The sequence below is a fragment of the Shewanella benthica KT99 genome (genome assembly GCF_000172075.1).
GTDB classification, from domain to species: domain Bacteria; phylum Pseudomonadota; class Gammaproteobacteria; order Enterobacterales; family Shewanellaceae; genus Shewanella; species Shewanella benthica_A.
In genome coordinates this window covers 22,506-47,175 of the sequence record NZ_ABIC01000024.1, presented here as the reverse complement: position 1 = coordinate 47,175, position 24,670 = coordinate 22,506, and the positions used below count along the sequence as shown (strand labels likewise).

Below are 24,670 nucleotides of genomic sequence, written 5' to 3'. Positions count from 1 at the left end.
TTTGAAAAATATAAAAGTTTTAGGATCAGGTTGTACCAACTGTAAAACTACCGCCCAGTTAATTAAAGACATAGCCGAGGCAAACGGCGTAGAAATAAATCTTGAAAAAGTCGAGGACCTATCACAAATAATGGCATATGGGGTAATGTCGACACCGGCGGTGATCATAGATGAGGACTTGATACACAAGGGCAGTGTACCGACCCGTGAACTCGTCGAGTCCTGGTTACTCGCACCTAATTAGACCTACATGAAGTTATTATGCTCAAATCGAATACGTCTTACAGATCTCACTTTTCGCTGCCGATGCAGAGTCTGATAGAGCACTGGCATACACTCAGTAAAATCATTTATATTGAGAGCCACCAGGTGAGTTCATCCGGACCTTAGCATTAGAGTAACATGTCGAAGGGGGTTACTATCACTCCTCCTTCACCTCCCAAAGCCACTTCGACGAAAAAAGAGCATTATGGAGCAGCATCTACTTTCTGCTTCGAACCGGAGAAGTTTCACACTTTCATCGCCTAACTGCTGACGAAATGTGGTACTTCCATGCCGGGGAATCATTAACTATCTATATGCTCTCTGAAGAAGGAAAGCTAACGACGACCCAGCTGGGGCTAAATCTTGCTGCTGGTGAACAACCACAATTTTTGGTTCTGCAATGAATCAATCCGGCTTCTCTCTGGTAGGTTGCATGGTCTCTCCCGGATTCACCTTCGATGACTTTGAGCTCTTTAGCCAAGAAAGTTTATTGGCCGAATATCCACAACATGAAGAGGTTATTCGTCGCTTAAGCCGTGTTGAGTAATCATCGACTGAGGCAAGGTGCGCCTCGACGCACACCTCAACAAGAGTCGATTTTCCTGCCCCTGTGTGTCCAAGCACCGCAAGATTGCGGATCTGCTCGGTGATAAACTCAGCCATAACACCCCCTCCAGAGTTTCTTTCAAGAAAAGGTTAACCCAAAGTGAAATACATAAATGCTAAAAGGCAATAGTGCTTAACTGTTAATTGTCAGTATAGACCGTTAATACTGGTTATTTGACCTAAGTCACGTTTTGCTTTTTGCCACAGAATTTATAAGGAAATACGAACAAAGGGTACACGTGCACGCTGAAACTCGTCTAAAGAGGCATTATTAAGTCCCAGGTGATTGTATTGCTCACTAAGGTCATGTAATCTGCTGGCCATCAGCTATAAATTGCTTTAAAAAACGCGACAACTTGGGAACTCCTGCAGGTAACCTTAGTCATAAAGTCGCATTAGTCCCAATAGATTATTAACGGAAACCCGCTAATTTAATGGTAGAGCAAACCCAAAGAAATCTTCTTCAGGAAGAAAATAATCCGCATAGGCGTACGCGAAGTGCAACAGAAGCACGACACCGTAATGCCACAACGACGCCAGAGATGAGACGATTCATACAAGGATCTGACTTTTCTGTGACTCAACTTGCCAAAGTGCTGAACATCAGCGAAGCCACCGTACGTAAGTGGCGCAAGCGCGACTCTGTCGAAAACACCCCAAATACACCTCATCATCTCAACACCACACTCACTCCTTTGCAGGAATATGTCGTGGTCGGTCTCAGGTACCAGCTTAAGACACCTCTGGACAAGCTCCTGAAGATTACTCGGAAGTTTATCAATCCCAATGTGTCACGTTCTGGATTAGCCCGTTGCCTGAAACGATATGGAGTGTCAAAGGTAGGCAGTATCGAAAGCCCCTTGGTACCCGAGCGTTATTTCAATCAGCTACCTATCATTCAGGGAAGCAATATTGAAACCTACACCTTACATCCGGATACTTTGGCCAAGACCATAGCCGATGACGATCAAACCAGCGTGGTTCAAGTAGTATCACTGACCATACCGCCACAACTAACCAATGAGGAGCCCAGTTCGATACTGCTCGGCATAGACCCTAGCAGCGACTGGATGTACTTAGATATTTACCAAGATGGCAATACCCACGCCACCAACCGATACATAGCTTATGTGTTAAAGCATGGGCCGTTTCATCTGCGTAAGTTGCTCGTTCGCAACTACCACACCTTTTTACAGCGTTTTCCCGGTGCCAGACTCAGTCATGGGCCTGTCACACAAAACGTTGAAACTAACAACAAGACGCCTGAAAATCAGGCTCCCAGTGGAGACTCATAATGAGCCAGACCTCTAAATCTTCAAAGAAGCCTTTAGCGAATGATAAAAAATCAGCACCTGAGTCGGTACAAGACTCGAAAGCCGATAAGCGTCTAAACAAACGCCTTAAAGATATGCCCATCGCCATCGTCGGCATGGCCAGTATCTTTGCTAACTCTCGTTACCTGAATAAATTCTGGGACCTGATCAGTGAAAAAATTGATGCCATCACCGAATTGCCATCGACTCATTGGCAGGCAGAAGATTATTACGATACCAATAAGAGCACACCAGATAAGAGTTATTGTAAGCGTGGTGGCTTCCTGCCAGATGTCGACTTCAACCCAATGGAATTTGGCCTGCCGCCAAATATCCTCGAGTTAACCGATACATCACAGCTGCTCTCTTTGATCGTGGCTAAAGAAGTGTTAGCCGATGCCAATCTTGCTGAAGATTATGACAGAGATAAGATTGGTATCACACTGGGTGTCGGTGGCGGACAGAAGATCAGCCACAGCTTAACGGCCCGTCTTCAGTATCCTGTACTCAAGAAAGTATTCAAAAATAGTGGTATCAGCGACACAGATAGTGAGATGCTGATCAAGAAATTCCAAGACCAGTATATTCACTGGGAAGAGAACTCTTTCCCAGGCTCACTGGGTAACGTTATCTCCGGTCGTATCGCCAACCGTTTCGACTTAGGTGGCATGAACTGTGTGGTCGACGCCGCTTGTGCCGGCTCATTAGCCGCCATGCGTATGGCCATCAGTGAACTGATCGATGGTCGCTCAGACATGATGATCACAGGTGGTGTGTGTACCGATAACTCACCCTCTATGTACATGAGTTTCTCTAAGACACCGGCATTTACCACCAACGAAACCATTCAACCTTTCGATATCGACTCCAAAGGCATGATGATAGGTGAAGGCATCGGCATGATAGCGCTTAAGCGCCTCGAAGATGCCGAGCGTGACGGTGACCGAATCTACTCTGTGATTAAAGGTTTAGGCTCATCATCGGACGGTAAATTTAAGTCTATCTATGCACCTCGCCCAGAAGGTCAGGCAAAAGCCCTCCACCGCGCCTATGACGACGCAGGTTTTGCACCTCACACTCTAGGCCTTATCGAAGCTCATGGTACTGGCACTGCCGCCGGTGATGCCGCAGAGTTTTCCGCTCTTTGCTCGGTATTTAGCCAAGGTGACGACACTAAGCAACATATCGCCCTAGGCTCGGTGAAATCTCAAATAGGTCATACTAAGTCGACCGCAGGTACTGCCGGCCTAATCAAGGCTTCTCTTGCCCTTCATCATAAGGTACTGCCAGCCACAATCAACATCAGTGAGCCTAGTCCTAAGCTTGAAATTGAGAACTCACCATTTTATCTCAATACCGAGACTCGCCCTTGGCTTCCACGCGCCGATGGCACGCCGCGCCGCGCGGGTGTTAGCTCATTTGGCTTCGGTGGCACTAACTTCCACTTCGTATTGGAAGAGTACACTAAAGAGCACAGCCGAGATGACGGCGATAAAGCTAAATACCGTCAACGTCAGGTGGCTCAAAGCTTCCTTATTAGTGCAGCGACAAAAGATGCGCTCATTAGTGAGCTAAATAATTTGGCTGTGACGGCGGCAAGCGATGGCTTCATCCTAGCCACAGCAGCTGCGAACTATGCACTGCGTGAGCTTGATGCTAAAGCACCTCGTATTGGTTTAGTGGCTAACACCAGCGATGAACTGGCAACACAGATCAAGCAAGCTGTCGCTAAACTAACTGATAACACTAATGATAGCGCTTGGCAACTACCTGGTGGCACCAGCTACCGAGCATCGAGTGTTGAAGGTAAAGTCGCCGCGCTATTCGCCGGCCAAGGCTCACAATACCTCAATATGGGTCGCGACCTTGCCTGTTACTACCCAGAGATGCGTCAGCAATTTGTGACCGCCGATAAAGTTTTTGCCGCCAATGATAAGACCCCGCTTTCACAGACACTTTATCCAAGGCCTGTGTTTAATAAAGACGACCTGAAAGCCCAAGAAGCGATACTGACCAACACCGCCAATGCACAAAGTGCCATCGGTGCTATCTCTATGGGTCAGTATGAGCTGTTTACCGCCGCTGGATTCGATGCCGACATGGTAGCAGGACACAGCTTCGGTGAGCTAAGTGCCCTGTGTGCAGCCGGTGTTATTTCCAATGAAGATTACTACCAGCTCGCATTTGCCCGTGGTGATGCCATGGCAACTAAAGCCCCGGCCAAAGACGGCGTAGAAGCTGACACTGGTGCTATGTTCGCTATCATCACCAAGAGTGCAGCAGATCTTGAAGCCGTTGAAGCGACTATCGCTAAGTTCGATGGGGTTAAAGTGGCTAACTACAATGCACCGACTCAGTCAGTCATTGCAGGTCCCACTGTTTCTACCGGTGAAGCGGCCAAAGCACTTAGTGAGCTTGGATATAAGGCGATAAACCTGCCTGTATCTGGCGCATTCCACACTGAACTCGTTGGTCACGCTCAGGCACCATTTGCTAAAGCGATTGATGCTGCCAAGTTCAACAAGCCAAAGCGCGCGCTTTATTCAAACGCTACCGGTGAACTTTATGACAATACCGCCGCAAAAATTAAGGCCTCGTTTAAGAAGCATATGCTGCAATCGGTACGCTTTACTGCGGAACTTGAAGCCATGTATAACGCCGGCGCTCGAGTGTTTGTTGAGTTCGGTCCAAAGAACATTCTGCAGAAGCTGGTACTAGGTACCCTTGCCGATAAAGCTCTCGCGAATAAGAGTGAGCTTTGTACTATCTCTATCAACCCAAGCCCTAAGGGTGATAGCGATCTTCAGCTTAAGCAAGCCGCGGTGCAGATGGCCGTTGCAGGCATCAAGCTCGACAATATCGACCCATACCAGGCCGACATTGCTGCGCCTGCTAAAGCATCACCGATGAACATCACCTTAAATGCTGTCAACCATATCAGCAAGGCAACACGCGCCAAGATGGCTAAGTCCTTAGAGACCGGCACCATGACCAGCACGACGATCATCGAAGAAAAGATCGTCGAGAAAATTGTTGAAGTTGAAAAGATCGTTGAAGTTGAAAAAATTGTTGAAGTTGCATCTCTGCAGCCAAGCAACGCACAAGCAACTTATATCTCAGCCAATGCCGAACCAGTTCAAGAGAATCTAGTAGTGTCTAAAAATTCCAAGCCATCAGTAGTCGTTAATAGCGGCGATGCGTTAACTCACTTCTTTGCAGCGCAGCAGCAAGCTGCCGAGCTTCATCAACAATTTCTGCAGATCCCCCAGCAATACGGTGAGACCTTCACCACCTTGATGACAGAGCAGACTAAACTCGCTGGCGCAGGTATTGCGCTTCCAGAGAGCCTACAACGCTCTATGGAACAGTTCCACCAGCTTCAAGCGCAGACATTACTCAGCCACACGCAATTCCTTGAGATGCAAGCAGGTAGCAACACTGCGGTACTAAATATGCTTAATGGCACGCCAGCAACGCTCTCTACACAAGCAACAGCCCAACCAGTTAAAACTCTTGCTCCTGTTCAAGCTGTAATTACGCCTATAGTAGCGCCAGTTCAGGTTGCAGCACCCGTAGTAGCGCCTATTGCTAAAGCCGAAGTAAAACCTGCAGCAGTACAAGCACCTAAACCTGTACAGACTGTTAGCCATCAGGCTGCTCCAGTACAGTCAGTAATAACACCAGTGGTTCCGACTAATGCAGGCTCTAGCGCCGCGGCGGCTCTTGGAATTAGTGCTGCTAAGGTGCAAGCAACCATGCTTGAAGTGGTTGCCGACAAGACTGGCTACCCAACTGAGATGTTAGAGCTTGAGATGGATATGGAAGCCGATCTAGGTATCGACTCTATCAAGCGTGTCGAAATCTTGGGTACCGTTCAAGACGAGCTACCGGGTCTACCTGAGCTAAACCCTGAAGATCTAGCCGAGTGTCGTACATTGGGTGAAATCGTAGCCTACATGAACAGCAAGCTTCCAGCTGCAGGGACTAATACAAGTGCCGCCGTGGCGGCTGCTAATGTGAGTGCAGCTGCAGCCCTTTCACAAGCCGCTGAGGGCTCGCTCTCTGCTGAGACAGCCTTGAGCGCGCAAGAAGTTCAAGCCACTATGATGTCAGTGGTTGCCGACAAGACTGGCTACCCAACTGAGATGTTAGAGCTTGAGATGGATATGGAAGCCGATCTGGGTATCGACTCAATCAAGCGCGTCGAGATCTTAGGTACCGTTCAAGACGAGCTACCGGGTCTTCCTGAGCTAAATCCTGAAGACCTTGCCGAGTGTCGCACATTGGGCGAAATCGTAGCCTACATGAACTCTAAGTTGCCAGCTGCAGGGACTAATACAAGTGCCGCCGCTGCCGCTCCTAATGTGAGTGCCGCTGAGGGCTCGACTAATACAAGTGCAGCTGAGGGCTCGCTCTCTGCTGAGACAGCCTTGAGCGCGCAAGAAGTTCAAACCACTATGATGTCAGTAGTTGCCGACAAGACTGGCTACCCAACTGAGATGCTTGAACTGAGCATGGATATGGAAGCCGATCTGGGTATCGACTCAATCAAGCGCGTCGAGATCTTAGGTACAGTTCAAGACGAGCTACCGGGTCTTCCTGAGCTAAACCCTGAAGATCTAGCCGAGTGTCGCACATTGGGTGAAATCGTAGCCTACATGAACTCTAAGTTGCCAGCTGCAGGGACTAATACAAGTGCCGCCGCTGCCGCTCCTAATGTGAGTGCCGCTGAGGGCTCGACTAATACAAGTGCAGCTGCAGCTCTTTCACAAGACGCTGAGGGCTCACTCTCTGCTGAGACAGCCTTGAGCGCGCAAGAAGTTCAAGCCACTATGATGTCAGTGGTTGCTGACAAGACTGGCTACCCAACTGAGATGCTTGAATTGAGCATGGATATGGAAGCCGATCTGGGTATCGACTCAATCAAGCGCGTCGAGATTTTAGGTACCGTTCAAGACGAGCTGCCTGGCCTGCCTGAGCTAAATCCTGAAGATCTAGCCGAGTGTCGTACACTGGGCGAAATCGTAAGCTACATGAACTCTAAGCTAGCTAATACAAGTGCCGCCGCAGGCGCTGCTGTAACTTCAACGATTGCAGCTGCAACCGATGCGGTAAAATCAGCCGCGGATACAATCACATCGAGTATTGAGCTTCCACCTCACAGCGAGGTGACGCTAAAAAAGCTTAATGCGGCGGACACGATTAACAACTGTTTCGCCGCAGACGCAACTCTTGTGATCACCGATGATGGTCATAACGCCGGCGTGTTAGCAGAAAAACTGACAAAGCAAGGTCTTAAAGTAGCCGTTATACGTCTACCTGAGGGCAATGCTCAATCACCACTTAACAGCGATATCGCCAGCTTCCAGGCAAAGAGCACTGATGAAGCGGGTATTAGCGCCGTTATTGCTCAAATAGAGCAGCAACTAGGTCAAATTGCTGGTTTCATTCACCTGCAACCTGAAGCTGATTCAACTCTCTTGAACAAAGAGGCCAGTAGCGATGCAGTCAACCTAAGTGATAACAGCTTCACTCATGTTAGCCAAGCCTTCCTTTGGGCTAAGCTACTTCAGCCAAAGCTTACTGCATCAAGTGATAAGCGCCGCAGCTTTATCACCGTCAGCCGTATCGATGGTGGCTTCGGTTACTTAAACGCAGAAACTATGCAAGATGCCGAGTTAAACCAGGCGGCTCTGGCAGGTTTAACCAAGACACTCAGCCATGAATGGCCAACGGTCTTCTGTCGTGCACTTGATATCGCGGCAAACTTAGATGCACCCCATCTTGCAGATGCGATTACCAGCGAGCTATTCGACAGCATGACTCACTTGGCAGAAGTTGGCTTGTCCCTTGATAAAAAGGGCAATCTGGCTCGCGCTACCTTAGTTGCCGGTGAAGCATTCGATAAAACAGAAAAATGTGAACTAAACCATGCAGATACCATACTGGTGACTGGGGGAGCTAAAGGGGTGACCTTCGAATGCGCGTTGGCATTAGCCAAGCGTACAAAGTCGCACTTTATCCTAGCGGGACGTAGCGAGCTACTTGCTATCCCAACATGGGCTGAAAACAAGCAGATCAGCGAACTTAAACCTGCAGCCATTGCTCACATCATCTCTACGGGTAATAAGCCGACACCTAAACAGGTCGAATCCTTAGTGTGGACAGTTAAAAGCTCACTCGAGATAAACACAGCTCTTGAGGCTTTTGCCCAAGTAGGTGCAAGTGCCGAGTATGTCAGCATGGATGTCACAGATTCAACTGCTATCTCCAAGGCGCTAACGGGAAAAAGTAACGATATTACCGGTCTTATCCACGGTGCTGGTGTACTTGCCGACAAGCATATTCAAGACAAGACCATCGAAGAGCTAGGCCGTGTCTATGGCACTAAGGTTAATGGCCTCAAGGCTGTATTAGCGGTACTGGATTCGAGCAAGATAAAACTGCTGGCCATGTTCTCGTCTGCAGCAGGCTTCTACGGCAACACAGGTCAAAGTGACTACGCCATGTCTAACGATATCCTTAACAAGGCGGCGCTGCAGTTCTCTGCGCGCAACCCACAAGCTAAAGTGATGAGCTTTAACTGGGGTCCTTGGGATGGCGGCATGGTGAATCCGGCACTGAAGAAGATGTTTACCGACCGCGGTGTGTACGTTATCCCACTCAAGGCTGGCGCCGAGTTATTTGCCACCCAACTGTTGAGCAAAACGGGTGTGCAATTACTTGTTGGTACTTCGATGCAGGGCGGCGACGGCTCTCGATCAAAAAACGCTGATGGCTCTGATACAAAGGAAGCTGCTGTAAAAAAGCTTAATGCGGGGGAGGTGCAACTTGCACAGCATCCGCTAGCGCCTGTTGCTTTAACACCTGTCTCTTTAACAAGAGAACTAAACCCTAATGCTATGGTCTTTATTCAAGACCACCGCATTAGCGGTAATCCTGTGCTCCCCACTGTCTGTGCAATACAGTGGATGCGTGAAGCGGCAAGCGAGATGCTTGGAAGCCAAGTAAAAGTGCTCGACTATAAGCTGCTTAAAGGGATCATCTTCGAAAACGATGATGTTCAACAGATGACGCTTGAGCTGACTCCTATCGAAGCGCCTTCAGCCGCACTTGGAAACAGTGAGCCCTCAGCTGCACTCAACAAAGAGCCTTCAGCGGCTCGTAGCATGAGTGCGATGATCACCTGTCAGGGGCGTCCGCAATACAAGGCGACCTTAGTTTCATCTCAAGGTGAAAATCCAGCACCTAAGATGTTCGATTTAGGCTCTGATAAGCCAGTAACTACTGCGAGTGATCTTTATAGTAACGGTACTCTATTCCACGGACCCCGTTTACAGGGCATTGAAAAGATATTGCAGTTTAATGATTCGGGTCTGTTAGCCAGTTGCCGCTTGCCACACGTCAGTGATGAAGATTGCGGTCATTTTGTCGCCACGACTCACATTGGCGGCAGCCAACCCTTCGGTGAAGACTTGCTTCTACAAGCCATGCTGGTGTGGGCGAGACTCAAGTACGGTGCGGCCAGTCTGCCATCAGCTATCGGTGAGTTTATCTCCAACAAACCCATGGCCTTTGGTGAGTGCGGATTTATCGAGCTTGAAGTGGTTAAAACCAGTTCTCGTTCACTGCAGGCTAATGTCGCGCTTTACCATGAAAATGGCGAGCTCAGCGTTATGATAAAGGGAGCAAAAGTCACCGTCAGCAAGAGCCTGAATGATGCATTCTTGGCGAAGCCCTCAGCGGCTCTTGATAAAGCAAGTGAGGCTAAATAGTGAATCAGACGCTTAATGCTCAACAGCAGCAAGCGCCTCAAAAAGTAGCGATGCCACTGCGCATCGCGATTTTAGTGTTGCCGTCGACAAGACTATGTTGCGATATTCAGTCGGCTAATCCACTCGAGGTACTGCTGCCTGAGCTTTACCAATCAGGACTGCTCTCTTCTAAAGAGGGGGCTTCAGAGCAGATTGTTAACATTGAAGTCGATGACTTCGAGGCTAACCTCAAGGCGAGTATCCAAGCTATCGATGAGGGTAAACTGGTTCAATTGTCGACACCTAGCCAGTCCCTGTTGATGATGTCGGCGCTCAAAGCGGCGCAGCTTAGAATCCATCCTCATGCACAACTCGCGGCGATACAACAAGGTGATGCTGGTGTACAGCAGACCATGGCGCTCGCACTGGCTCAGGCTAAACGCGATATTGCCACCGTGAGTAAGGTAGAGAACCTGCATGATCTGGACAGCCAGCAGAAATTTGCCGCAGTTCACCAGTTGATCACCGAGCTTGCTTGTCGAACTAGATTTAGAGATGAAGTAAACCAGGGCGTCACTCTGGGTCCTAAACAGGCCAAGAGTCACTACTGGTTTACGCCAAATCATCAGGCAAGAGTGACAGCGGTCAACTTCTCTCATTCGGTTAACAATATTTCGGCAGGCAAACAGATTAATGCCAGCTTTATTATTACCCAAGGTACAGGTTTTATTGCGCCAAAATCGATTGTCGACAGTCAGCGCTTACAGTTTGTACTATCTGGTGATACTCAAACTGAGTTATTAACCGCACTGAGCAGCCTCAAGACAGAACTCCTGGCTGAGCCTAATTCAGATTCGGTGCTCACTGTGATGAGAGATAATCTTATCGCGTTCGAGCAGACCAACACCCGTTACGCCGTCACACTCCAAGCAAGCTCAGTTGACGCTATGCTGCTTGAGATCAGTGCCATGATTGAAGCATTGCCGGCGGTAATGGCTGAGGATGGCCAGCATAGCTACAAGACGCCGGCGGGCAGTTACTTCACCTCGGAGCCATTGGGCAATGTTACAACCGCGGGTCTTGCCTTCGTCTATCCAGGTGTTGGCACTGTTTATGCCGACATGTTTAGCGAGCTACACAGATACTTCCCATCACTCTACTCACGACTAGAGCGTGAGGGCGATCTGAAGTCTATGTTACAAGCCGATGCTATCTATCATTTAGATGCTAACGTTGCCCCAGCCATGCCTTTAGGCGCTCTGGCTATTGCCGGTGTTGGCAGCAGTTATCTGCTGACTCAACTCTTGATGCAAGAGTTCAACATCACGCCAAACTTTGCCTTAGGTTACTCCATGGGTGAAGCCTCTATGTGGGCCAGCCTTGGCGTATGGGAAAACCCCCATGATTTGATACGCAAGACCCAAACGGATCCCTTGTTTACCACCGCTATATCCGGACAGCTGAGTGCAGTGAGACAAGCATGGAAACTGGACCACACAGATAGCGAAATAGTCTGGAACAGCTTCGTAGTACGCAGCCCTAGCGAACCGATTAAAACCCTGCTGCCAGAATTCCCCCGTGCATACCTGGCCATCATTCAGGGTGATACCTGTGTGATCGCGGGCTGTGAAACTCAATGCCGTGCGCTACTGACCAAGCTGAAAAAACGTGGTATAGCCGCTAACCGAGTGACCGCAATGCACACCACTCCGGCGATGGAGGAGCACAGCAATGTCATTGAGTTTTATACTCAACCACTGCGTGACGAATATCCGCAAGATATCAAGTTTATCAGTGCTGCGAGCCTGTCTGGTGACAGGCGCGATAAGGCCGTCAACGAGGCGGGCGCTATTGATAGCACTATGATTGCCGAGTCTATCGCCGATACTTTTTGTCATACCTTGGACTTTACCTCGCTAATCCACAGCGCCCAACGACAAGGCGCTAAGCTATTTGTCGAACTCGGCGCCGACAGACAAAACAGCACCTTGATCGACAAGATTGCTAAACTCGACAGAAGCTGCGGGGCAGAAGCCAGCAGCTACCCCTGCTGTACTGTGCCGGTCAACGCCAAAGGCGGTGATGACATCACTAGCCTACTAAAGGCATTGGGACAACTTATCAGTCATAGAGTGCCGCTATCACTGCGACCTCTCATCGATGGACTCGACCGAGAGATTGCGCTACGAGAATTGAACTCAGCTGGTTTAACCCATCACAATGGCATCATCTCCGGTGAGCCTGATGCAAACAAATTACTCAAAGGGGAAGTCTAATGTCCTTCTCGAATAAGAATAGCGACAAGCCTTCAAGCAAACAGAGAAAAATCGCCATAGTGGGTCTAGCCGCCCTCTATCCAGATGCCAAAAGCCCACAGGAGTTTTGGCAGAATTTACTCGATAAGCGAGACTCTCGCAGTATCCTAACCAATGAGAAGCTAGGGGCTAAGACCCAAGATTATCAGGGTGTTCAGGGCCAATCAGACCGTTTTTATTGTAACCAGGGCGGCTATATTGACAACTTCAGCTTCGATGCCTCAGGTTATCAACTACCCAGTGAGAGCCTGTTGGGCCTGGATAACAGCTTCCTTTGGGCGCTGGACACCAGCCGTAAAGCACTCACTGATGCCGGGATCAGCTTAAACAGTCCCTCTTTAGCGCGCACGGGTATCATCATGGGCGCCTTGTCATTCCCGACAACCCGCTCAAATGATCTGTTTTTGCCTATCTATCACAGCGCCGTCGAGAAGGCGCTGCAAGATAAGCTAGACAACAAAGACTTTAAGCTCAACCCAACCAATGCTCATACACCAAGAGCCCGCAGCGAAACGGTTATCGATAATGCCAACGGTGCTATCGCTCACAACGCCTCAAAGGTCGTTGCCGATGCATTGGGCTTAGGCAGCGTACAACTCAGTCTCGATGCCGCCTGTGCTAGCTCAGTCTACTCGCTAAAACTCGCGTGTGATTATCTCACCGCGGGCAAAGCCGATGTGATGTTAGCCGGCGCCGTATCTGGCGCCGATCCTTTCTTCATCAACATGGGCTTCTCCATCTTCCATGCCTATCCGGATCATGGCTTCTCGGCACCGTTTGATGGTGACAGTAAAGGCTTGTTCGCCGGTGAAGGTGCCGGCGTCATGGTGCTGAAGCGATTAGATGATGCAGAGCGTGATGGTGATAAAATTTATGCCGTCGTCAGTGGCGTCGGCCTGTCCAACGACGGTAAAGGCCAGTTTGTACTGAGTCCTAACCCTAAGGGACAAGTTAAAGCCTTTGAGCGTGCCTATGCAGCCAGTGATATCGAACCTAAAGATATCGAAGTGATCGAGTGCCACGCCACAGGCACGCCACTGGGTGACAAGATTGAGCTCACGTCCATGGAGACCTTCTTTGAAGACAAGCTTGACGGCACCGATGCGCCGCTAATCGGCTCGGCTAAGTCTAACTTGTCCCACCTGCTCACAGCCGCTGGCATGCCAGGGATCATGAAGATGATCTTCGCCATGAAAGAAGGTGCATTGCCGCCGAGCATCAATATCAGCGATGCCATCGAATCACCTAAGGGTCTGTTTGGCGCAAACACGCTACCCAATCAGGTACAGCCTTGGCCGGTGAAACCAGGCAACAAGCTGCGCCACGCCGGCGTGTCGGTATTCGGTTTCGGTGGCTGTAATGCTCACCTGTTACTGGAATCCTATTCAGTTCAACACGCTGCAGGCACGACTCAACAAGCAAGCGCCGCGATACCCGCGCCAATTGCCGCCGAGCCTGAAGCGATGAAGATAGTCGGTCTGGCATCTCATTTCGGTCCACTCAATAGTATTAATAAGCTCAATGATGCCATTGCATCAGACACTGACGGCTTTATTTCGCTGCCGAAACAGCGCTGGAAAGGCTTAGAGAAACATCCTGAGTTGCTGGCAGAATTTGGTCTTAGTGCGGCACCTAAGGGAGCCTATATTGACAGCTTCGAGCTAGACTTCCTGCGTTTCAAGCTGCCACCCAATGAAGATGACCGCTTGATCTCACAACAGCTTATGCTGATGAAGGTCGCCGATGAAGCGATCCGTGATGCCAAGCTAAAGCCTGGGCAGAAAGTCGCCGTGTTAGTGGCCATGGAAACCGAGCTAGAACTGCACCAGTTCCGCGGCCGAGTTAACCTGCACACTCAACTGCGGGAGAGCCTCACAGCCATGGGCGTCACACTCAGTGATGATGAATACCTAGCCCTGGAAGCTATCACCATGGATAGTGTGCTCGATGCGGCTAAGCTCAATCAGTACACCAGTTTTATCGGCAACATCATGGCCTCGCGTATCGCCTCACTTTGGGACTTCGATGGCCCGGCATTTACCATCTCGGCCGCAGAGCAATCTGTCAGCCGCTGTATCGATGTCGCACAAAATATGATGGCCAGTGAAGCGCTCGATGCTGTCGTCATCGCCGCTGTGGATCTTTCCGGCAGTTTCGAACAGGTGATACTGAAAAACAGTGTTGCACCTGTTGCCTTCGATCCCGCGACGAACACAGGCTGGAATGTGGGTGAAGGTGCCGGTGCAATAGTACTTGTCCCAGATGCAACTAACGGCGATGGAAGCACTTCTTATGGCCAAATTAGTGCACTCGCCTTCGGCAGATCAAACGAGTCAAATCTTGTCACCGATAAGTTATTGACCCAAGCCGACGTTGACATCAGCACCATTAATCTGGTTGAAACCAATATCGCACCAGGAAGCTCATCTACAACCTCTGTCGCTTCGCTAAGTGCATTTCCTAATGCCATCAGCACCAGCGCAGATAGCCGCATCGGACACTGCTTCGCCGCAGCGGGAATGGCAGGCCTGCTTCATGGCCTACTAAGCCTGTCCAAACAAACTAATACTGGCAACGCGCTGGTGGTGAACATCAATAAAGATCAACAATCTCAATTGCTGCTAAGCCAAACGGCGCATGAAAATAGTGCGCTTAAATCACGCTTAAGCTGTGAGCTCAAGTCCGATGCCAAACACCAACTGCTCAAGCAAGTGACCTTAGGTGGCCGCGATATCTACCAACATATCGTCGATACACCACTGGCCAGTTTAGCCTCAATTAAAAATAAGCTTGCCCAAGGCAGCGCTTCATCTGTGGTTAAGCAGCACAAGCCTTTAGTCACGCGCCCCGCTCAAGCAAGCGTGCAAACAGCATCACAGTTAGAAGCAGCACCAGTGAGCCCTACTCCAGTATTAGGTACCCCAATGAAAACTAAAACGATTAAAACCACCTCAGTTAGCACTCAGGCACTCACAACGCCGAGAACAGCCATTGATGTGTCCGCTGACTTAGCTGCATTGCAACAGAACCAGCAGCTCACACAGCAAGCTCACCAGGCATTTTTAAACAGCCGCTCTGTTGGCATGAAAGTGGCCGACGTCCTGCTGAAACAGCAGCTAAGCCAAGAGATAGCCCAGGCAACTGGCCAAACTGTGTCTCTACAGTCTCAAGCTGCTTCTGCACCACAAGTCGCAGCAAGGCTTAATCCAGTATTAGTGCAGGAGCCTTCAGCGGCCCTTAATGTAATAAGCGAAGAGCTAAAGCCTGATCACGCTAATGTAGCACCCTATATCGCGCCGACGCCTGAACTTAAGCCATGTATCTGGAACTATGCCGACTTGGTTGAATACGCCGAGGGTGATATTGCTAAGGTGTTTGGCTCAGATTACGCCATCATAGACGGCTTTTCCCGTCGCGTACGTCTGCCAACCACAGATTACCTGCTGGTATCTAGAGTGACTAAACTCGATGCCACCATGAATCAATATAAGCCTTCCTCCATGACCACTGAGTATGACATCCCGCTTGATGCCCCTTACTTAGTCGATGGACAGATCCCCTGGGCCATAGCGGTAGAATCTGGTCAGTGTGACTTGATGCTCATTAGCTATCTGGGTATCGATTTTGAGAACAAGGGCGAGCGTGTCTATCGTCTGCTAGATTGTACCCTCACCTTCCTGGGCGACTTGCCTCGTGGCGGCGACACCCTAAGATATGACATTAAGATCAACAACTATGCCCGTAACGGCGATACCCTGTTGTTCTTCTTCTCTTACGAGTGTTTCGTTGGCGATACCATGGTCCTCAAGATGGATGGTGGTTGTGCAGGCTTCTTCACCGATGAAGAACTGGCCGATGGTAAGGGCGTTATTCACAGCGAAGATGAGATAAAGGCGCGTGCTTTAGTCGTCAAGCAGACCTTCAATCCTCTGCTGGATTGCCCTAAAACCAGCTTCAGCTATGGCGATATTCACAAGTTACTCGATGCCGATATTGCCGCTTGTTTCGGTCCAAGCCATTCGGGTACGTCTCAGCCATCGCTTTGCTTCGCATCAGAGAAATTCCTGATGATCGAACAGATCAGCAAGATCGATCGCACCGGGGGCGCCTGGGGCCTAGGCCTTATCGAAGGCCATAAGCAACTAGAGCCGGATCATTGGTACTTCCCGTGTCACTTCCAGGGTGATGAGGTGATGGCAGGTTCTCTAATGGCCGAAGGTTGTGGCCAATTATTACAGTTCTACATGCTGCATCTTGGTATGCACACTCAAGTCAGCAATGGCCGTTTCCAGCCACTGGCCGATGCCTCACAGCAGGTACGTTGTCGCGGTCAGGTATTGCCACAATCTGGTGTGCTCACCTATCGCATGGAAATAACCGAAATCGGTTTCAGCCCACGCCCTTACGCTAAAGCCAATATCGATATCATCCTCGATGGTAAGACTGTGGTGGACTTCAAGAACCTGGGTGTGATGATCAAGGAAGATGATGAGTGTGTTCGTTACTCTGATCTGACCACGAAAATGACCATAAATACCACACAGGCCTCAGACAAGGCAGCAAAGATAGTTCGTCCAAACGCCCCCTTGATGGCGCAAATCCCGGATCTGACTAAGGCTCCCAACAAGGGCGTTATCCCTATTCAGCACGTCGAGGCACCTGTCACTGTAGATTATCCAAACCGGGTGCCTGATACCGTGCCGTTTACCCCTTATCACATGTTTGAGTTTGCTACCGGTAATATAGAAAACTGTTTCGGCCCCGAGTTCTCCATCTATCGCGGCATGATCCCACCACGCACGCCTTGCGGCGATCTGCAGGTGACGACTCGCGTGATAGAAGTTAATGGTAAGCGCGGCGATTTTAAGCAGCCTTCATCTTGTATCGCCGAATATGAAGTGCCAATTGATGCCTGGTATTTTGATAAAAACAGCCATGAAGCCAGCATGCCCTACTCGATATTGATGGAGATATCCTTACAGCCAAATGGCTTTATCTCAGGCTACATGGGCACCACCCTTGGCTTCCCTGGGCTTGAGCTTTTCTTCCGTAACTTAGACGGTAACGGCAAGATGCTAAGACATGTCGACCTACGTGGTAAGACGATTCGTAATGACTCCCGTCTGCTGTCTACCGTTATGGCCGGCACTAACATCATCCAGAGCTTCAGTTTCGAACTGAGCACAGATGGCGTACCTTTCTACGAAGGTAAGGCAGTATTTGGTTACTTCAAGGGCGATGCCCTCAAAGACCAGCTTGGACTGGATAAAGGTAAGGTCACTCAGCCCTGGCATGTGGCTCAAGGCATAGCCGCCGATTATACCGTGGACTTACTCGATAAGAGCTGCCGTCACTTTAACGCCCCTGAAGGTCAGCCACACTACCGCTTAGCCGGTGGGCAGCTGAACTTTATCGACAAGGTTGAGATTGTCGATAATGGCGGCAGCCAAGGTCTTGGTTATCTTTACGCCGAACGTACCATAGATCCGAGTGACTGGTTCTTCCAGTTCCACTTCCATCAGGATCCGGTTATGCCAGGTTCTCTTGGTGTTGAAGCCATCATAGAAACCATGCAGACTTACGCCATCACTAAAGATTTGGGCACTGGCTTTAAAAACCCTAAGTTTGGTCAGATCTTATCAGACATCAAATGGAAGTATCGTGGACAGATCAACCCACTGAACAAGCAGATGTCTATGGATATCAGCATCACCTCAATTAAAGATGTCGATGGTAAGAAGATCATCACAGGTGACGCCAGCCTGAGTAAAGATGGTCTGCGTATTTACCAAGTGTTTGATATTGCTATCTGTATCGAAGAGGCTTAAACACACAGTTTTTAAGCCTAGGTTAATGGCTAAAGGAGAGCGCTTTAGTCATTAACGGCCTAACAGCACAAGAATTAAAGATTAATGAATGTGAAAGAGACAGAACTAAACTGCTCCACATTTAACTAAAAGAATTATTTTAAGGGTCAAATAATGAATCCTATTACAACCAATGAAAAACTGTCTCCCTGGCCTTGGTCGGTTACCGATGCCAGCATCAGTTTCGACGTCAAGACCATGGAGCAACAACTGAAAGATTTCAGCCGGGGTTGCTATGTCGTTAATCACAGCGAAAAAGGTGTCGGCATCGCCCAAGAAGCCCAAGTCGTTACAGAGAGTGCTTTAACTCGAGGCGTAAACGGCAATTCACACCCTGTCAGTGCCTTTGCACCGGCGCTAGGCACAGAAAGCCTGGGCGACAGTAACTTCCGCCGCGTACACGGGGTAAAATACGCCTACTATGCCGGCGCAATGGCCAACGGTATCTCATCCGAAGAGCTGGTTATCGCCTTGGGTAAAGCTGGCATCTTATGTTCATTCGGTGCAGCCGGCCTTATTCCAAGCCGCGTAGAAACCGCAATAAAACGTATCCAAGCCGCCTTACCTAACGGCCCTTACATGTTTAACCTTATCCATAGCCCAAGCGAGCCAGCACTTGAACGTGGCAGTGTCGAGCTATTTATCAAGCATAAGGTTCGCACCGTAGAAGCCTCAGCATTCTTGGGACTCACAGCTCAAATCGTCTACTACCGCGCAGCTGGGCTTAGCCGTGATAACCATGGCAATATTGTTATCGCCAATAAAGTTATCGCTAAAATCAGCCGCACCGAAGTGGCTGAGAAGTTCATGATGCCAGCCCCGGTCAAGATGCTACAAAAATTGGTCGATGACGGCTCTATTACACCCGAGCAGATGGAGCTTGCCCAACTTGTTCCTATGAGCGATGACATCACCGCCGAAGCAGACTCCGGCGGACACACAGATAACCGGCCATTAGTAACACTGCTGCCGACAATTTTGGCATTGAAAGAAGAAATTCAAGCCAAATATCAATACGACACGCCGATTCGCGTCGGTTGTGGCGGCGGTGTGGGAACTCCTGACGCGGCTTTAGCAACCTTCAACATGGGCGCCGCCTATATTGTCACAGGCTCGGTAAACCAGGCTTGTGTCGAAGCTGGAGCCAGCGAGCACACTCGCAAGCTGCTGGCGAACACTGAGATGGCCGACGTGACCATGGCACCCGCTGCCGATATGTTCGAGATGGGCGTCAAGCTGCAGGTAGTTAAGCGTGGTACGCTTTTCCCTATGCGAGCCAACAAGCTCTACGAACTCTACACCCGTTACGACTCTATCGAGGCGATTCCAAAAGATGAGCGAGAGAAGTTAGAGAAGCAGGTGTTCCGTTCCTCTCTCGATGAGATCTGGGCCGGCACAGTGGCGCACTTTAATGAACGTGACCCTAAGCAGATCGAACGCGCCGAGGGCAACCCTAAGCGTAAGATGGCACTCATCTTCCGCTGGTACCTGGGGCTTTCCAGCCGCTGGTCAAACTCAGGCGAAGTGGGCCGTGAGATGGATTATCAAATCTGGGCAGGTCCGGCACTGGGTGCATTCAACCAGTGGGCTAAAGGCAGTTATTTAGATAACTACCAGGAGCGTAATGCCGTCGATGTGGCCAAGCATCTGATGTATGGCGCGGCTTACCTTAACCGAGTAAACAACCTGACTTCACAAGGGGTTAAGTTACCGACTCAGTTACTACGCTGGAAGCCGACTCAGAGAATGGCTTAAAAGCAGCGACGAGTTACGGCGAGTTGCGAGGAAAGCAATCAAAAGCGTCAGCCCTGAGCGGCTTTTAAAATGAGCATTTTTAAGTTTTAAGTAAAAGCTAAGAGAAAGCCACCGAACACTGCTTATTTAACTAAGTGGTTCTGGTGGCTTTTTTGTGAAAGTTTGTATGAACTCGCCCTAATGTTATGCCGCTTATCTGCCAGTGCCTTTGCAAGCCGCCGTAAATATATCCCTATAGGCTCTGCTAAATCATCCCTGATTTAGAAGCTTGCACATCACCATGCAGATAAACTGCTGATAAGTTCACTCGATGACTCCGAAAGCCACAATGTTTTCCAAAGGGAAAAGTTAGTAGTTACTTTTTGTTTTTATTTCTTTGAGTACGTATTTTTGGTATGACTCAATAGCTTGAATATAATCGCTAATCTCATCTATTAACGTATTAGGGGCTGGGCTTTTTATAGCTGCAACTAACCGCATACCTCTGTCAGCTATTGTCTGTCTACTTTCATTGTACCTACTGGCCCTATTATTACAGACTCTACTTTATACATTGAGGAGGGCTTGGGAACTTCAGGCTTGAATTCTAACAAGTCTCTCTTCATCTGAGAGCACAAGGCAAACAGCTCCTCTAATCGCTTTATATCTGTTTCACTCTGCTTTCATTGCTTGTCATGAGACAAGCTAGTTTTTTGGGCTTCTTTAACGTGCTTTAGATTGTCGTTGAAGAGGTTAGTCTGCATTTCATGGTCTTTTACCTGCCTGTTGTTAAAGCCACGCTGAGTATAAACAACAGCTATAACAGCTAAAGCACCTGTAAGGATGGTAGCAATAGGTTGGAATAGGTCTTTCTCCACAATGTAGGCATATACGCTGCTTAAGAAGCCACAATACCATTCAAAGAAATAGATGATTGATAGGAATAAGAGAGCTTGTGCAATTGTCCACTTTATTGCGTTCTCTTTGTATGCAAGCACGATCATCTAATACTCCCTAATAAAATCATGAACATAATACTCATATATAAAGCTTTGATAGACCCAAAAATACAGGACTGCCATATCTTTTGCAGGAAGCCAAGCTAGAGAATGGCAAAAAAGCGGTTACGAGTGACGAGATAACAGCAGTTATGGTTTATTTGACAAAGCTGAATATTTCGTTGGAATCGGTTTGGTAGCTGCCCAGCAGCACCTCGCGGAGGTGACCACATTTATAGGCATAGATAAACACAAATCTTATAAGCTAGGTCAGCGACATGTGTCAGGTATTAGTTTAGTCGTACCCTTTATTAAGCAAATAGCTGAGCGAGGGTTCATTATGCTTGAGGCCATAACAGGACGCATATTTTGTTTGAGTCAGCACGCTGCCTTGATCTAATGACCAATCATTTAACTCCTTTAATATCAGCCTGCTGTGTAAATCCTTCCTCTTTAGTTAATACATTATCCTTATACTTCCAACTTAAACATATACGTTAGGCTGTGATCGTTAAGCTACCACTCTATGAATATGAACACATGGAAGAGTGGGCAGAGGTTAAGCGTCATGTTGCTGACGAGATAACGTTGTTATGTGACCAACATCATAGGGAAAAGACTGGCGGATTACTCCCAAAAGAGAAGGTAAGCGAGGCAAACTCAAATCCATTTAATCTTCGTGAAGGTGTATCTAAACCGTACAACTTGCATTTTGCTGGAAAAACTGCCGAAGTCGAGATTGGTGGAAATAGCTTCACATGTGAAGACCAAGGGTATGGAACCGTAATGGTGCCCTTAAGTGTAGATGGCACACCATTGATTGCCTTAATCTTGGCTGATGGGCATTTTCTTCTAAATCTTGTTATTTTTGATGAATGTAATACACCAGTTCTTCATATTAAAAACAATCAACTTTATTACTCGACTGAACCATGGGATGTTCAGCTAGTTGGAACAAAACTAACTGTCCGAGAAGCACATCGAAAGATTCTCATAAAAATTGATTTTCAGCCACCGAATAGAGTTGTTATCAATCGTGGACGTTTTTTGAGAAACGGTGTCGAGGTTTTAGTTAGACCGAGCAATGTTCTAGTTACAAATAATTCTTCACTAATTAGCGGCTGTCATGCTCATAATTGTTATGGCGGTCTTATTATAGGTCATCATGAACAGCCTATTGGGGGATTTATGGCATTAGGAGGGGTTCCTCGCTATTTCGGCAACCGCACTGAGGCGCTTAAGTTTGAACGTGAATCCATGGCTGAAATCGAAGCTAATCGGGTAGCCGGAGGTATCTAGCCTCCAGCCCCCACACCACCCTGCATGCGGCTCCACACACGACTAAATGGATTTAGGAGGTAGGGCGAAGCAGGATGCCAGAGCCGAGGGCGGTTCATTTACTCTCAACAATAAAATGTCCTAACCTAAACTTTCTGGTTAGCTTCTTTGTTTCGAGACATTACTCAGTGCTTGCAGTATCCCTGGTCAAACATTTTAACCAGAGTCGAGCTTCGCCATGGGCCTTTACTTGTGCTCCCAAAGTCACATACGTACTCGACGACGGATCCAATGGTCACTCTTGCTAAACCGGTGTTTTTCAAGATAGTCGACACATCCTTGGTAAGCGATGGCGATGCAAAAGTAGTTGATCCAAACCCCAAATAACAAAAAGCCGCCCTAAATAAATAGCGGCGGCATCAGTGTTCATGTGGCCGAAGGCCATTCTGTAAGCGCAGCGTTCTGTATTTGCTTGCGATATCCGCCACACCTTGTAGGAGCGGCTTTAGCCGCGAAAGAACACATGATCAAAACCTCGGGCCTAAAGACCCTCCTACATCAAAGACCCTCCTACACCACCAGAGCTCCGTATCCGTCCAATAACGTGGTCAGAGCCTGACACCTTTAGCCATGTTAATGAGCTTGATTATTCCGCAAGAACGGAGTAAACAAGAGGAAGAAGAGACAGCGCCACTCGCTGTAGATGATAAGCAAGTGACATCATAAGCAACGGTTATCGATAAGTTGGCCAGTACCAAGCTGTTTTAACCTCTAAGTTATTTTCGGAGGCAAGCTGACTTGCCGTGATAGCTATTTCCATTGGCATGATAGCCAAACCACTTCAAAATGCAGAACTCATCAGCACCCGAAGTGACGGTGATATATATGTTATCAACTAATAACGCACCTTTCCGGTTTGTGCATTATTGGCTCCTACATCCGGGTTTAGTCGTATTTTTATAAACCTGTAAACGAGGAGTACCTATGCAAAACAAATCTATCCGTACTTGGATAAAAAACCCGCTCGACGGTTTAGATACAAGCTATGCTGGAGGGATTGTTATTCAAGACGATATTATCATCGAGTTGATTACTGCAGGTGGTGAGCCCAGCAAAGTGGTTGATGAGGTCATTGATGCATCGGAGCATGTATTGATCCCGGGGTTAATTAATAGTCACCATCACTTTTATCAAACCTTAACCCGTGCCTTTCCCGCTGCACTCAACAAAGAGTTATTCCCTTGGCTGCAAAGCCTCTACCCTGTTTGGGCTAAACTCACACCACAAATGATTGCAACCTCAACACAAATTGCCTTGAGTGAACTGCTGCTGTCTGGATGTACCACCGCCAGTGATCACCACTACCTTTTCCCGAATGGGTTAGAAAATGCCATCGACATTCAGATAGAACAAGCGCGTAAACTTGGCATACGAGTTCATTTAACGCGCGGCTCTATGAGCCTAGGCGAAGACCAAGGTGGACTGCCGCCAAGAACCACGATTCAAACCGAGCAACAGATCTTAGATGACAGCCAAAGACTGATTAAAAGTTATCATCAATATGAAGATGGCGCTATGACCAGAATAGCTTTGGCCCCCTGCTCACCTTTCTCTGTTAGCGAAGAGCTTATGCGAGCCACAGGAGAGCTAGCTCAAGGACTCGATGTTAGGCTGCACACCCACCTTGCTGAAACACACGATGAAACTGAGTTCTGTATTAAAATGTTTGGCGTACGCCCGGTTGATTACCTTGAGCGGGTGGGTTGGCTTAACAACCGCACTTGGCTTGCCCATGGTATCCACTTTAATGAACAAGAAATTGACCGTTTAGGCGCCGCGGGCGTGGGTATTTGTCACTGCCCGTCATCTAATATGCTGCTGGGTTCTGGTCAGTGCCCAACATTAGACCTACAAGCTGCAGGCAGCCCAGTGGGTCTAGGAGTTGATGGCTCAGCGTCCAATGACGGTTCAAATATGATTGGTGAAGTTCGCCAAGCCTTGTTGCTGCAACGCTTACGTTATGGCGCCAGCAAGATCACTCATAAAAAAGCCTTTGACTGGGCCACTAAAGGCTCTGCGGCCTGTTTAGGCCGTGATGATATTGGTGGGATTGCGGTCGGTAAGCAAGCCGATGTTGCACTATTTAAGCTTGATGAAATTCGTTTTGCCGGCTCAGGTACGCCAGTTGCTGCGCTGCTGCTTTGTGGGGCAACTAAAGCGGATAAAGTGATGGTTGCAGGTCGCTGGCGCGTACTGGATGGCCAAGTCGTAGGATTAGACTTAAACCAACTAATGGCGCAGCAAATTAAGTTAGCGGCGCAGCTTGCACACACCTAACTAGCCCTTAGCGAATAAGTGTTATGGCATTAATCAATAGCACTTATTTAGTTAAAATCGAAGCACGCATATCCATCGATAAAAAATAAGCAAAAGACGGGACATATCTTTTGTGCTTCAGAACATCCTCTACTCCCTTGAAAGGGTTCAATCGGCTAATCGAGTACTATGCGCCTCATCGGCTGCAATGGTTCTAAAGTTGAC

At 48.6% G+C, this 24,670-nt stretch carries 9 protein-coding genes and 1 pseudogene; 9 read left to right on the top strand and 1 reads right to left on the bottom strand.

Annotation, left to right across the window (positions count from 1 at the left end; genetic code table 11):
- The first annotated feature begins 1 nt into the window (after position 1).
- From KT99_RS12090 to pfaD, 7 genes and pseudogenes are all read left to right on the top strand, one after another.
- Entirely contained in the window at positions 2-244 is a 243-nt protein-coding gene (locus KT99_RS12090; protein ID WP_005500428.1) for a thioredoxin family protein, read from the top strand.
- 133 nt (positions 245-377) lie between these two features.
- Positions 378-811, top strand: a pseudogene (locus tag KT99_RS12085) (cupin domain-containing protein).
- Between the two features lie 493 nt (positions 812-1,304).
- A complete protein-coding gene (locus tag KT99_RS12080) occupies positions 1,305-2,165 on the top strand; it encodes a transcriptional regulator (protein WP_040571929.1) in 861 nt (286 codons plus the stop codon).
- Positions 2,165-9,958 carry a type I polyketide synthase gene (locus KT99_RS12075; RefSeq protein WP_005500422.1) on the top strand — a complete coding sequence of 2,598 codons (7,794 nt, stop codon included), beginning with the start codon at positions 2,165-2,167 and terminating at the stop codon, positions 9,956-9,958. The genes KT99_RS12080 and KT99_RS12075 overlap by 1 nt, the downstream gene beginning before the upstream one ends.
- Entirely contained in the window at positions 9,958-12,213 is a 2,256-nt protein-coding gene (locus tag KT99_RS12070; protein ID WP_005500420.1) for a PfaB family protein, read from the top strand. Before KT99_RS12075 ends, KT99_RS12070 begins: the two co-directional genes overlap by 1 nt.
- Positions 12,213-18,080 (top strand): hotdog fold thioesterase, encoded by a 5,868-nt coding sequence (locus KT99_RS12065; RefSeq protein WP_005500418.1) that lies wholly within the window; start codon positions 12,213-12,215, stop codon positions 18,078-18,080. The genes KT99_RS12070 and KT99_RS12065 overlap by 1 nt, the downstream gene beginning before the upstream one ends.
- Before the next feature lie 153 nt (positions 18,081-18,233).
- Complete coding sequence (gene pfaD / locus KT99_RS12060; protein ID WP_005500416.1) at positions 18,234-19,874, top strand: eicosapentaenoate synthase subunit PfaD; 1,641 nt, start codon at positions 18,234-18,236, stop codon at positions 19,872-19,874.
- A 662-nt stretch (positions 19,875-20,536) separates the two neighbouring features.
- Here pfaD and KT99_RS12055 read toward each other — a convergent pair.
- Positions 20,537-20,857: a hypothetical protein gene (locus KT99_RS12055; protein WP_005500413.1), complete on the bottom strand. Its 321-nt coding sequence runs from the start codon at positions 20,855-20,857 to the stop codon at positions 20,537-20,539.
- A gap of 534 nt (positions 20,858-21,391) precedes the next feature.
- On the opposite strand from KT99_RS12055, the gene KT99_RS12045 reads away from it, so the two are divergent.
- Both KT99_RS12045 and KT99_RS12040 read left to right on the top strand, forming a co-directional pair.
- Entirely contained in the window at positions 21,392-22,150 is a 759-nt protein-coding gene (locus KT99_RS12045) for a hypothetical protein (protein ID WP_005500409.1), read from the top strand.
- A 963-nt stretch (positions 22,151-23,113) separates the two neighbouring features.
- Positions 23,114-24,466 (top strand): 8-oxoguanine deaminase, encoded by a 1,353-nt coding sequence (locus KT99_RS12040; RefSeq protein ID WP_005500407.1) that lies wholly within the window; start codon positions 23,114-23,116, stop codon positions 24,464-24,466.
- The last annotated feature ends 204 nt before the right edge of the window (positions 24,467-24,670 follow it).